Source organism: Acinetobacter sp. YH12151, from assembly GCF_013418355.1.
Classification (GTDB): Bacteria; Pseudomonadota; Gammaproteobacteria; order Pseudomonadales; family Moraxellaceae; genus Acinetobacter; species Acinetobacter pseudolwoffii.
In genome coordinates this window covers 35491-47488 of record NZ_VPCG01000027.1, presented here as the reverse complement: position 1 = coordinate 47488, position 11998 = coordinate 35491, and the positions used below count along the sequence as shown (strand labels likewise).

General features: G+C 45.1%; 13 protein-coding genes. 2 read left to right on the top strand and 11 right to left on the bottom strand.

What is annotated here, in order from left to right:
• From FTU82_RS10780 to FTU82_RS10750, 7 genes are all read right to left on the bottom strand, one after another.
• Nucleotides 1-185: transposase (locus FTU82_RS10780; RefSeq protein WP_180101332.1), on the bottom strand; the 185-nt coding region annotated here is incomplete at its 3' end.
• 72 nt (nt 186-257) lie between these two features.
• Nucleotides 258-1451: a heme biosynthesis protein HemY gene (locus FTU82_RS10775; RefSeq protein WP_180101331.1), complete on the bottom strand. Its 1194-nt coding sequence runs from the start codon at nt 1449-1451 to the stop codon at nt 258-260.
• Between the two features lie 6 nt (nt 1452-1457).
• Nucleotides 1458-2294: a hypothetical protein gene (locus FTU82_RS10770; RefSeq protein ID WP_180101330.1), complete on the bottom strand. Its 837-nt coding sequence runs from the start codon at nt 2292-2294 to the stop codon at nt 1458-1460.
• Nucleotides 2291-3070, bottom strand: coding sequence for a uroporphyrinogen-III synthase (locus FTU82_RS10765; RefSeq protein WP_180101329.1), 780 nt, complete (start codon nt 3068-3070; stop codon nt 2291-2293). Before FTU82_RS10765 ends, FTU82_RS10770 begins: the two co-directional genes overlap by 4 nt.
• A complete protein-coding gene (gene hemC / locus FTU82_RS10760) occupies nt 3070-3993 on the bottom strand; it encodes a hydroxymethylbilane synthase (RefSeq protein WP_180101328.1) in 924 nt (307 codons plus the stop codon). The genes FTU82_RS10765 and hemC overlap by 1 nt, the downstream gene beginning before the upstream one ends.
• 107 nt (nt 3994-4100) lie before the next feature.
• Nucleotides 4101-4841, bottom strand: a complete 741-nt coding sequence (locus tag FTU82_RS10755) for a LytTR family DNA-binding domain-containing protein (RefSeq protein ID WP_005095238.1) — start codon at nt 4839-4841, stop codon at nt 4101-4103.
• Between the two features lie 69 nt (nt 4842-4910).
• Entirely contained in the window at nt 4911-6065 is a 1155-nt protein-coding gene (locus FTU82_RS10750) for a sensor histidine kinase (protein WP_180101327.1), read from the bottom strand.
• Between FTU82_RS10750 and argH the strand changes: the two genes are divergently transcribed.
• Entirely contained in the window at nt 6056-7486 is a 1431-nt protein-coding gene (argH, locus tag FTU82_RS10745; protein WP_171255754.1) for an argininosuccinate lyase, read from the top strand. The genes FTU82_RS10750 and argH overlap by 10 nt on opposite strands.
• A 15-nt stretch (nt 7487-7501) precedes the next feature.
• Nucleotides 7502-7771 carry an oxidative damage protection protein gene (locus FTU82_RS10740; RefSeq protein WP_180101326.1) on the top strand — a complete coding sequence of 90 codons (270 nt, stop codon included), beginning with the start codon at nt 7502-7504 and terminating at the stop codon, nt 7769-7771.
• A gap of 346 nt (nt 7772-8117) precedes the next feature.
• Here FTU82_RS10740 and FTU82_RS10735 read toward each other — a convergent pair whose 3' ends face one another.
• The 4 genes from FTU82_RS10735 to uvrC form a co-directional block, all read right to left on the bottom strand.
• Nucleotides 8118-8393 (bottom strand): hypothetical protein, encoded by a 276-nt coding sequence (locus FTU82_RS10735; protein WP_180101325.1) that lies wholly within the window; start codon nt 8391-8393, stop codon nt 8118-8120.
• Nucleotides 8394-8434: 41 nt separating this feature from the next.
• The gene (pgsA, locus tag FTU82_RS10730; RefSeq protein ID WP_180101324.1) at nt 8435-9022 is read right to left on the bottom strand and encodes a CDP-diacylglycerol--glycerol-3-phosphate 3-phosphatidyltransferase; all 588 of its coding nucleotides are present in this window, start codon (nt 9020-9022) and stop codon (nt 8435-8437) included.
• 107 nt (nt 9023-9129) lie between these two features.
• Nucleotides 9130-9924, bottom strand: coding sequence for a thioesterase family protein (locus FTU82_RS10725; protein WP_180101323.1), 795 nt, complete (start codon nt 9922-9924; stop codon nt 9130-9132).
• Between the two features lie 115 nt (nt 9925-10039).
• Nucleotides 10040-11839, bottom strand: coding sequence for an excinuclease ABC subunit UvrC (gene uvrC / locus FTU82_RS10720; protein WP_180101322.1), 1800 nt, complete (start codon nt 11837-11839; stop codon nt 10040-10042).
• Nucleotides 11840-11998 lie beyond the last annotated feature (159 nt).

The following is an 11998-nucleotide window of genomic DNA, read 5'->3' as shown; positions in this document are numbered from 1 at the left end:
ATCATTAAGCAGCATTGGATGGCTGCGTCGGAGTAGGTTTGATTTCGCCCTTGTTTGCCTTTTGATGGCGCATACCATTGCGTAGCAGGATCAAACCAAATGGCAATATTTCCGCGACTCATGAGTGCTCGGTTATATGCGGGCCAATTGGTTGTGCGGTAGATTTTCTGTGTAGGCTTATTCATTTGGAAATTATATCGCTGAAAAAGCCTTTACAGATAGGTTTGTGCAACAAAGCCATTCTGACATGATGATTCTCAAATTTTAATTTCGATAAAGTTTACATTGGATTCAAATACTGCATTTAACTGCTGGAGCAAGTCTTCACGGTCTTGTAAGGCCGCTTTAATTCTCAAATAACTCATACGAATATCATCAGGATATAAGTCAAGCAAATGCTGGGCTTCCTCTGTATAACCGGTGGCCTGTAACACATGCCATTTTGCAAAACTCAAAATCGGTAATGCCGGATACTTGGTTTCCCAATGCGAAATCTGCTGTGCAATATGATCATAATCCGGGTTCTGCCGTAACAATTGCTGTTGAAACCACAAATAAAATACATCCTGATTAAATTGTTGCTCTAATAAATGAATTGCCATTGTTTCATGTTCGGCACTCATTTCAGGTATTCTGAATAATAATTTCAACCATAATAACTTGACTGTATAGTCACGATCAAATACTTGCTTTTTTAAATCTAAATAACGCTGTTGTAAATAAATTAAATCATCTTGTGTGGCTTGATCATAGGCCAATAATAATTGTTCAAGCCATATTTTTTTTACTTCTTGTTCTAAATGTCCATATTTAGTCGAGCGTAAATATAACCAGGGAAACTGTATGGCAAATACGCCCCATAATGTGGTGAGTCGCTGTTCATAGGCTGGTTTCACCTGTATTAACCATGGTGATAATTCATGCTGATTTAAAAATTCTAAATGAGTCAGTGCTTGCTCACCGTGCTGTTGCGATAAATAAATTTCAATTCGCTGCAATTCTGCCAACTCAAATGCCATCGGGTTAGACTGATTTAAAGCAGTCAAGGCATCTGTATATTGCTGTTGCCCCCAAGATAATCGTGCATCAATAATATGTTTAAGTAAGCCCGACTTGCTAAAAGACTGCTGAATAAAATCCCGTTGATCCTGAGCCGCATTTAATAACCAGATTACAGCCAGTTGTTCATAAGGATGTAAATGGGCAAAACTAAATACGGTTTCATTTTTACGCTGTTCACGGCTGCGATACTGTTTGATCGCGTACCAGAGGCAATGAATCAGAAAACTGAACGTGACCAGTGAGGCCGCCAAGAACCACAGGCTAGTTTGTAACTGCCACTCACGCCAATATAAATAGACATAGCCGGCCCCATGCCCATAACTCAGGATGCTCAGCCCCGCTATACCCAGTAGGCAGATAAATAAATAGGCCAGCAAAATCTGTTTCATAAGCAATTAGCCAACTAAGGTGCGTGTATTTAATAAAGGCGTCGGAGTGACCGGTGTGGCCTTGATTTGATGCAACTGCTGAATCCAGTGCTGACTACGTGCATCCGGCAATTGTTCCAAGACATCAATCACCGCATTCAACGCTTGCTGAAAGGCGACAGATTGATCTTGCTGCAACGTATTTTGTGCAATGAGCAAGCGCAACTGAGCTTCTTTCAATACCAGATGCCGTTGCATTAATACGGTACTCGGCTGCTCTGCAGCTTCGATCTGAATCCAGCGCTGCCAGAAAGAGCGTTGAGTTTCCAAACTTTGAAGATGCGGAGCCTGAATTTCTTTTTCAATTTCAGCATCCATCTGCATCAATACTTCTTTTAATTTATTTTGCTGCACCAAGCGACTATTGACGAATTTTTTCAGCATGTCCTGATCTTTCGCAATCACTTGCTGCAGACTACTGACCAAGGCGGGCGCCAAGACATACTCATCCAACTCATTCTGCAGGTGGTTTAGTTTTTCAATAGCGGTGGCATATTGTTGCTGTTGCAGTGCAAATTCAATCAGATCCAGCTGCTGTTGTACGAGAGTAATATCATTCTGCGTGTCAGCAGTTAGCACTGCAGCTGCTGCCTGAGCTGAGGGAGTGCCTGCATTTTGCTGCTGGGCGGTAAACTGGCGTTTTAATGCCACAAACTGATCATTGAGATTGGCATTTTGCTGCTGCAACTGTTTAACACCTTGATGAAGTCCAGTCTGCGCTGCATTGAGAACATAAAGGTCATAGCTGAGTTTGATGAGCCACACCACACTCAAAATGAAAAATACAATAAATAGTTTCTTCATGCGTTCCCTAGTATCAGTCTCATTTTTTGCAAGATCGTATTCGCCTCTAAATCATCAATTTGCACAAATTCAAACCCTGCCTGATGCTGTTGTTGATATTCCCCAAGAAGAGTGGCCAAACGCGGCCCCAAAACCAAATAACGGGCCTGATGCATTAAATCCGAGTTATCCTGCATTAATGTCAGCCAGTTTAACCAGCTTGCTTCACTGCTGATTAGCACGGCAAAGCGCTGCTGCGCTTCAAGCAATGCCAGGTTTTCTGCCAAAATCATTGCTGTGCTTGCGGGGCATTGCCGCCGATATAAAATAAAATTCAAAATTTTGATATTATTTGCACGCAGATAATCCATCATAAATTGACGACCACCTTCTCCGCGCCAGAAGGCCACAGCTGAGCCAGCAGGCAGTTGCCTTAACACGGGTAATTGCAACATGCCTTCCGAAGTTTCAAGTTCAGGCACATGACTTTGAATACCATAACCAGCTAGCGTCTGCTCAGTGGCTTTACCCACCGCCACCCATTGCACATCTGCCAAGCGCGATAAGGTAATTTCCGCCTGCTGCAAATATTGCATGCCAATCTGGGCGGCAGTCGGACTGACCACCACAATGATTTTGGCCTGATCCAGCTGGCGATACAAGCGTAACAGCTCGTCGGAATAAGGCTGTGCGTGCAATTCCAGCAAAGGCAATTCTAGTACAGAAATCTGCGCTGCCTGTAACTGCTGAGTCAAACTCGCAGCACGCTCACTCGGACGGGTATTAATCAGTAACATCAGTTTGAATAAAGTGCTTTCAGCAACTCGCCTGCACCTTGATCGAGTAAATTTTTGGCCAATTCCACCCCTAACTGTTCAGCTTCTGCAATTTTTCCAGTGTGCTGTGCACGCAGCAAAACCGTTCCATCAACACTGCCGACACGACCTTCGATTGAAATCACATCATTCTGGAACGTGGCATAGCCGGCAATCGGCACCTGACATCCGCCTTCCAGATAGGCATTAAAGGCACGCTCAGCACGCACGCAGGCATCCGTTTCTGCATGTAATAATGGCTGAATCAAGTCCAGTACCGCCTGATCATGGGTACGGCATTCCAGCCCCAGTGCACCTTGACCTACGGCCGGTAGACTGATTTCAGGAGTCAGAGTATGACGAATACGTTCTGCCAGACCTAAACGTTTCAAACCGGCACTGGCCAGAATAATCGCATCATACTGACCGGCATCCAGCTTGGACAAACGTGTACCAACATTACCGCGCAAATCAATGATTTCGAGATCAGGACGCTGTTTTAAAATCTGGGTTTTACGGCGCAAACTGGAAGTGCCCACTTTGGCGCCCTGTGGCAATTCATCAAAGCTGGCATAGGTATTCGAGACAAAGGCATCCAGTGGATCTTCACGCTCACAGATCACCGCAAGGCTCAGCCCTTCCGGCAATGCCATCGGTACATCCTTCATGGAATGTACGGCCAGATCGGCACGGCCATCGAGTAAAGCAGCTTCTAATTCTTTTACAAATAGACCTTTACCACCAATTTTGGCCAGCGGCGTATCTAGGATTTTATCGCCCTGTGTAACAAAAGTGACTAACTCGACCTGCAAACCAGCGTGCAAATCTTGTAGGCGCGCACGGATATGTTCCGCTTGCCAAAGCGCAAGTGGACTTTGTCGAGTTGCAATTTTTAGGGTCTTCATAAATTTCAATAACAGTAAATGAGAACAATAGTCTAAACTTAACCTGCTCACTTTAAAATGCAAGTGAATTTATACAAGTTTCAACTGAATGCTCTCATTGATTCCTGCTATAGCTTTTGAATCCGATCCCTTAAAAATGGCAAATGTCGCCGACTGACCGCTAAACGGTCGTCCAGCTCACGACAACGCACCTGATACTGACCTGAACTGACCACTTCCAGACCATCCAGATAATTCACCGAGATCAAGGCATTACGATGAATCCGGATAAACTGGTTCCCAAACTCCTGCTCTAGCTCCTTTAAGGTTTCATCAATCAGTACACTGCCGTTTTTATGACGTACAGTGACATATTTCTGATCCGCCAGAAAATAATAGATATTTTCAACTGGCACCAATTCGACACCACGATAGGTCTTTGCCGCAATCTGCTGGCGGCTGATATTGATTTCGTCCATATTTTCTTTTTGTTTTAGTTGGCTCATCTGAGCTTGGGTAAGTTTAGTTAAGTGCTCCAAAACCTGTGCCAATTCCTGTTGCATCACGGGTTTAAGCAAGTAGCCTTCGGCATTTGATTTAAATGCATCCAGCGCATGTTGGTCATAGGCCGTACAAAAGATAATTGCCGGCATCGGGTCCAGCTGACGCAAATACTGCGCACAAGCAAGGCCATTCATTTCAGGCATTTGAATATCTAATAGTATGACATCGGGTTCGTATTGGTGAGCCAGATCAATCGCTTGACGACCATGACTTGCAGTCGCCACCACATCATGCCCCAGCTGAGAGACTAAACGTGATAATCGCTCGACAGCCAAAGGCTCATCATCACAAATCAGGATGTCCATTGCTCCTCCTTACCCAGTTAACATGATCAAATACATGATAAAGCTAACTGCGATTTCTTTGATTTATTTTTATTTATATTGATATCGCACTACCGTCGTAAACATCCCTTCGCCGGCAAAGGTTTGAAAGGTCATACTGGGTCCGTAATAAGCTTGCAGACGCTGTCTGACATTTTCTATTGCAATACCATGCCCCTTTTTTAAAGTTTTATTATCCTGCGTATAAGGGTTAGTAATAATGATATTAATTTGATTTTGCAATATTTCAACCAATATGCTTATCGTACTCTTTGTGAGAATTTTTTCAACTCCATGGAAAATACTATTTTCTAACAAGGGTTGTAAAGTTAATAATGGGATTTGTACTTGTGAGTATAAGTCTTTGTTTTCTAACTTCCATTCGATTTGCAGGCGTTCACCCAAACGGATCTGCTCAATCTCCAGATAGCGCTGGCACAGATCAATTTCCTCTTGCAGACTGACCAGTTTCAACTCCTGAAAACTGGCACGAAATAAGCGGGACAGATTCAGCAGCATATGTTCGGCTTTATCCGGATCGATGCTGATCAGGCTAATCACACTGTTCATACTATTGAACAGAAAATGCGGTTGAATCCGCGCTTGCATGGCCTGAATCCGGGCATTCAGTTCACTATGCTGCTGCTGTTCCCATTGTTCACGCAAATACAGGTAGCGAAAACAAAACATACCGAGCAAAACACCCAAACTGAGATGTAACCCAACCTGATCCAGGGCAATTGCCAGGTTTAAGCCCTGAAAATTAAAATTCATTCCAAAATGTATCACAACATTCAGACTGATGGTGGTCAGCACCACAATGGCCTGTAGTAGCAAAAAACCGCAAATGAGCGCCAGCTTAATCCCCATATGCTGAAAGGCCTGATGGAATAATTCCACCAGTGCTGCAAAACATAACAGTACCCAGTTGATATACAGCATATATTGCAGCAGATGCATCGCATTTAAAGCTTGCCACGACTGTGCTTCTGCGAGCGCTAGAATCATGGCCAGAATATTGCCGCCGACAAACAGTTCCAGCAAATAGCGAAGATTGCCAATCTGGCTAAAAAAATAGGAACTTTGTGTTTGCCTGTTTATCGATGCGAAAGATTGAGCAGATGTGACTTCGGCAATAGGCTTTGAATTTGTTATACTCTTTTTCGTTCTACTGCTTTTAATCTGATTGAGCCGACATGACCACATCTTCTAATTCCTCTAATCCATCACAAGCCCAGACTTCGGGTATGTGGGGTGGTCGTTTCTCTGAAGCGACTGATGCTTTTGTTGCTGAATTTACAGCATCTGTTCAATTTGACCAACGTTTTTATAAACAGGATATTGCAGGCTCGATTGCCCATGCAACCATGCTGGCCAAAGTAGGCGTACTGACGGCACAGGAACGCGATGACATCATCGAAGGTCTGACTGCCATTCAAGCCGATATTGAAGCAGGTAAGTTCGAATGGCGCATTGACCTAGAAGATGTGCACATGAACATTGAGTCGCGCCTGACTCAACGTATTGGCATCACAGGCAAGAAATTACACACTGGCCGTAGCCGTAATGATCAGGTCGCAACTGACATTCGTCTTTATGTACGTGATGAAATTGATGCGATTTTAAAATTACTCGAAAAATTACAAAAAGGTATTTTAAGCCTGGCGGCTAAAAACACCGATACCATCATGCCGGGCTTCACCCATTTACAAACCGCTCAGCCGGTGACTTTTGGTCACCACTTAATGGCCTGGTTTGAAATGCTGGTACGCGACTCTGAGCGTCTGATTGATTGCCGTAAACGTGTCAACCGTATGCCACTGGGTTCTGCTGCACTTGCAGGAACCACCTACCCGATTGAGCGTGCTTACACCGCTGAGCTGTTAGGTTTTGAAGCCGTTGCTGAAAACTCTTTAGACGCAGTATCGGATCGTGACTTTGCAATTGAATTTAATGCTGCTGCATCGTTAATTATGATGCACTTGTCTCGTATGTCCGAAGAACTGATTCTATGGACATCTGCTCAGTTCAAATTCGTGAACATTCCAGATCGCTTCTGTACTGGTTCATCCATCATGCCGCAGAAGAAAAATCCGGATGTACCTGAACTGGTACGTGGTAAAACTGGTCGTGTCTATGGTGACCTGATGAGCCTGCTGACTTTAATGAAGGGCCAGCCACTAGCCTATAACAAAGACAACCAAGAAGATAAAGAGCCATTGTTCGATGCAATTGATACCGTTCGCGGTTCACTCATGGCATTTGCCGACATGATTCCTGCACTGGTTCCAAACATTGCTGAAATGCGCGAAGCAGCACTACGTGGTTTCTCAACTGCGACTGACCTGGCTGATTACTTGGTAAAAAACGGCGTTGCATTCCGTGATGCGCACGAGATTGTAGGTAAAGCGGTTGCACTCGGTGTACAAGAATCTAAAGACCTGTCTGAATTGACACTCGAACAGCTGCAACAGTTCTCTGACCTGATTCAAGCAGACGTATTTGAAAAAGCCTTAACTCTTGAAGCCTCGGTAAATGCACGTAACCACATTGGTGGCACCGCGCCTGCTCAAGTGAAAGCAGCCATTGAGCGCGCACATGCGCGTTTGGAACAACTTTACGCATAATTTTGGAGTATGGATATGTCTCGACAAGTATTTTGCCGTAAGTATCAGGCTGACATGGATGGTTTAGACTTTGCTCCATTTCCGGGACCAAAGGGTCAGGAATTGTTTGATACCGTGTCGAAACAGGCTTGGCAAGAATGGCTAAAACACCAAACCACGCTAATTAATGAAAAGCGTTTGAACGTGTTTGAAGCTGATGCGAAAAAGTTTCTAGAAGAACAGCGTGAAAAGTTCTTTAACAATGATGCATCTCTAGAAAAAGCCGAAGGGCTGAAGCCTGAGTAATTTTTAAAGCGTTACTTTAAAAATTATGCAAGACAAGCGCTGAAAGCGCGCTTAGGCTTAAATTAAAAAAGAATCTCCATTATTGGGGATTCTTTTTTTATGTATTGCTCTAAACATTACTCAAGACCAGCGAAGCGGGTAGTTTTGAATGTGAAGAGCTCCCAATGCAGGAACTTTTCACATTAAAGCCCTGCCTTTCTTTTTTACACAAAACAAGAATGAAGTCCGCGTAGGCATAAATCTATCCCCTATCTCAGGGGATTTTTTGACTAATTCTAGCAAATCTTACTAACTCACACTTAGAGCACAAAAACAGATTTTCACTTATTCTATTTCGTTTATCTAGTCAGCCACTATCCTGCTGAAAAACATTCAGATTTGTATCAAAATAATAGATTGTAAAAGCAATATACAGAGTAATCACAAAACACAACATTCTGCTACAAGAAGTCATATGATTTTGTAAAATGGTCTCTCTATAATGAGCTCTAAGAAGATGAGATATCTTTGAATAACTATAATAATAAGCAACAAATACCCCGATTTCATCCCAGTTCTTCCCCCAAAGGCTGGGTATTTTTTTGCCTGCAATTTGCCGATTGGCTTGATAATTTAAGCGCATAAAAAAAGCCCCCTTTCAAGGAGCTTCTCTTTTCATTTCGATTAAGGCTGTTTCAGATATGGCCAAGCCGCTTTCAGATAAATGAACATCGACCATAAAGTGAGTACCACTGCGGTGTATAGCAAGGCATACGCCAGCATTTCCAGTGGTGGCCAGTTCAGCAAAAACACGGTAATCGCAATCATCTGAAAAGCCGTTTTGTACTTACCCACGGTTGATACTGCAACATTGGTTCGTGCACCCAGTTCTGCCATCCATTCACGTAATGCTGAAACAGTAATTTCACGTGAAATAATCACAATCGCAGCAAAAGCCATCGACATCGAAGGTTGCCATTGCACCAATACAATCAGCGCAGCTGCGACCATCAATTTATCTGCAACCGGATCGAGAAAACGGCCAAAAGCAGAGGTCTGGTTTAAAGTTCGAGCCAGATAGCCATCAAACCAGTCCGTCACTGCAGCCACTACAAAAATCGTGGTCAAAATAATATGCCGTGTCATGTCAGAATGGTTGGCTTCAAAGCCCATTGCAGGCGGCCAGTAAGCCACCAATAAAAATACCGAAATAAGAGCGATACGCGCCAAGGTCAAGATATTTGGAATATTCAGGATACGACCTGTAGTCATAGACACCGCCAATTGTTCCCCTCATGTACGATGAAAATGCACACTTTTTTAGAGGTTTGATCCATCATTAATAGGCTTCACTTTATACGAATTGGCTGTCAGTGTCACTAGGCAAACACCGTCACTGTTTGTCTTGCCATCGCAATCAGGCGATTTTCTGCATCCCAGAGATAGGCATGCTCGGTTGCATAACCATCCGCAGCATGATCCGTAAACACTTTATATTTAAACCAATCATGCAGTTGATGCTGAAGCGGATGCACATAGGTCACGCTCCAGGTCAGACTACTCGCGGGTGCCATACTTTTAAACATCGGCAGTACACCAGGTGGCCAGATGTCGAAAATTGCCATCAGGTCAGCGATCAGGAATTCACGATTGCTATGCTTTTCAGGATGAAAACGGCACCAGCCGCCAAAGTCCGGACGTGAGCTGGCACTACAAGGCAGATTGACGTCCGCCCAGGCGATTTCAAAATGGTCATAACATTCTGGCAGGCCATAACCCGCAGGAATCTGAAACAGTTGCTCTGGCGCAGCATAGTCTGGTGCCTGGGCTTGTTGTTGCACTTCAATGCAGGAATCGCGGGAAATACCAAAACTGGCAATCAGAATACTTTGCACCACATCGTCCTGCCATAGCCGTACTTCGATCGTGGTCACCGACTTGCCTTCCCGCAGGATTTCAGCACTCAGTCGTACCTTGGCTTGCTGAATCGGGCCGACAAAAGTCACACTACAACTGAGTAAATGTTGAGCCGGATCATTAATCTGCATGACTGCCTTGTGCATCATCATCGCGGCAGCCAGACCGCCATACAGGGTACGTCCCTGTAACCATCCCTGTGGAAATTCCACCCATTCCTGTTCGGCAATTTGTGCATACAGCGCATGCAAAGACATGTTGACCCCTCGGTGAGTCTGTATCCTCAGTATATTGAGTCAAGCTCGCGCTGCTGTGAATGACCAATGACCCATGCGTCAATGCGCACTTTTGCCCTTGCATTGGCTTGGGAAATTACTCATGCAACACTTTATAAATCATTCGCGCCATGACTGAACCGAGTCCCGGCACCAGTTGCAGGTCTCGCTCTGACGCTTTCAGCACCCCCTGAATCCCGCCAAAATGGGTCAGCAAGTCGCGGCGGCGTTTTGGTCCCAGTCCCGGAATCACTTCCAGTACCGATGAACCGCGTTTTTTATCGCGTTTGGCCCGGTGCTTGGTAATCGCAAAACGGTGCGCTTCGTCCCGTACCTGTTGAATCAGATGCAGCGCCTTATGGTCTTCCGGCAACTGAATCTTGCTGCCATCGGTAAAATGCAGGGTTTCCAGACCGGGTTTACGTCCCTCGCCTTTGGACACCCCAACCATAAAGGCGTCCAGACCCAGTTCCTGCATCACTTCCATAGCCATATGCAGTTGCCCCTTCCCCCCATCAATCAGGAGTAAATCTGGCAACATGGCTTTTTTATAGCGACGGGTTAAGGCCTGACGCATGGCGGCATAGTCATCGCCCGCCTGAATGTCATGGATGGAAAACTGGCGATAATCTCGTTTACGTACCCCACCGCTGTCAAATACCACACAGGAAGCGATGGTGTCTTCACCCATGGTATGGGAAATGTCAAAACACTCGATCCGGTCTACCGGGCGGCCCACCACCTGTTCCAGCTGATGGAAACGTTCATTCAGTTCAAAATGATTGGCCAGCTTGCCCTGAATCGCATGCTGTACATTCATTTGTGCCAGTTCCAGCCATTCCGCGCGGGTTTCTCGTACCTTGGACTTGATCTGGATTTTCTTGTCAAAATGCTGCGACAAGGCCGCTTCCAGTTCCTTGCGATCGGCCACTTCGACATTGACAATCAGCTCGGCCGGAATTTCATCCGCCACCTGAAAATAGAAATTGGCAATAAAATCGGCAAGCATCTGCCCTAGATCATCACTGAGCATATCCGGGAAATAGCTTTTTCCGCCGAGCATTTTACCGTTGCGCACATGCATGATCTGCACACAGGTCACTCCGGCCTGATAAGCAATCGACAAAATATCGGCTTCGCCTTTGAGCTTATAAATCGCCTGCTGTGACTGCACATCTCTTAACAGTGCCATCCGGTCGCGATAGAACACGGCCTTTTCAAATTCCAGAGCTTCGGCTGCCGCTTCCATTTTTGCGATCAGTTCCTGATTCAGCTCCTTGGTATCGCCCTGTAAAAAGCGAATCGAGTTATCCACATCTGCTTTGTAGTCTTCCGGAGAGATAAATCCGACACAGGGCGCAGAACAGCGCTTGATCTGGTATTGCAGACAAGGACGGGTTCGGTTGGCAAAAAAGCTGTTTTCACAGGAACGCACATTAAACAGTTTTTGCAGCACCACCAAGGTATCCCGGGCGGTATAGGCACTCGGATAAGGCCCAAAAAACTTGCCGACCTGATGCTTGCCCTTGCCGCGCCCACTGGCCAGTCGTGGATAAGGTTTATCTGCGGAAACAAAGATATAGACATAAGATTTATCATCGCGCAGCATAATGTTATACGGCGGATGATGCAGCTTGATCAGGTTCTGTTCCAGCAACAAGGCTTCGGTTTCAGAGCGCACCACCAAGGTCTGAATATCATAAATCCGCGCCACCAAGGCCTGGGTTTTGGGATGATCCAGCGTTTTGACAAAATAGCTGGAGACCCGGTTTTTTAGATTTTTGGCTTTCCCCACATACAACAGTTCGCCGTCTTTGCCATACATCCGGTAGACCCCGGGCAGGCTGGTCATATTGGCCAGAATTTTCTCGATATGAGGACGTGCGTTTTCGTTCACCTAAAGCCTATTTTTTACATGCAATCTGCAGATATATGTGATGATTATTCGGTTATTTTCAAGCGAAAACACAAAATTCCCCTCAACTTGACACCCAATTTAAAACTATAGCTCAGCCATCTTTGCAATCTATAGCTTTCTCCGCATGATCTGATTGCT

What these genes read in the sequence shown, in the direction of transcription:
- hemC (WP_180101328.1), bottom strand. Translation starts at nt 3,993, where the DNA reads ATGAAGACCCTAAAAATTGCAACTCGACAAAGTCCACTTGCGCTTTGG.
- pgsA (WP_180101324.1), bottom strand. Translation starts at nt 9,022, where the DNA reads ATGACTACAGGTCGTATCCTGAATATTCCAAATATCTTGACCTTGGCG.
- FTU82_RS10750 (WP_180101327.1), bottom strand. Translation starts at nt 6,065, where the DNA reads ATGTGGTCATGTCGGCTCAATCAGATTAAAAGCAGTAGAACGAAAAAG.
- FTU82_RS10740 (WP_180101326.1), top strand. Translation starts at nt 7,502, where the DNA reads ATGTCTCGACAAGTATTTTGCCGTAAGTATCAGGCTGACATGGATGGT.
- FTU82_RS10755 (WP_005095238.1), bottom strand. Translation starts at nt 4,841, where the DNA reads ATGGACATCCTGATTTGTGATGATGAGCCTTTGGCTGTCGAGCGATTA.
- FTU82_RS10775 (WP_180101331.1), bottom strand. Translation starts at nt 1,451, where the DNA reads ATGAAACAGATTTTGCTGGCCTATTTATTTATCTGCCTACTGGGTATA.
- FTU82_RS10770 (WP_180101330.1), bottom strand. Translation starts at nt 2,294, where the DNA reads ATGAAGAAACTATTTATTGTATTTTTCATTTTGAGTGTGGTGTGGCTC.
- FTU82_RS10735 (WP_180101325.1), bottom strand. Translation starts at nt 8,393, where the DNA reads ATGCGCTTAAATTATCAAGCCAATCGGCAAATTGCAGGCAAAAAAATA.
- FTU82_RS10765 (WP_180101329.1), bottom strand. Translation starts at nt 3,070, where the DNA reads ATGTTACTGATTAATACCCGTCCGAGTGAGCGTGCTGCGAGTTTGACT.
- argH (WP_171255754.1), top strand. Translation starts at nt 6,056, where the DNA reads ATGACCACATCTTCTAATTCCTCTAATCCATCACAAGCCCAGACTTCG.
- FTU82_RS10725 (WP_180101323.1), bottom strand. Translation starts at nt 9,924, where the DNA reads ATGTCTTTGCATGCGCTGTATGCACAAATTGCCGAACAGGAATGGGTG.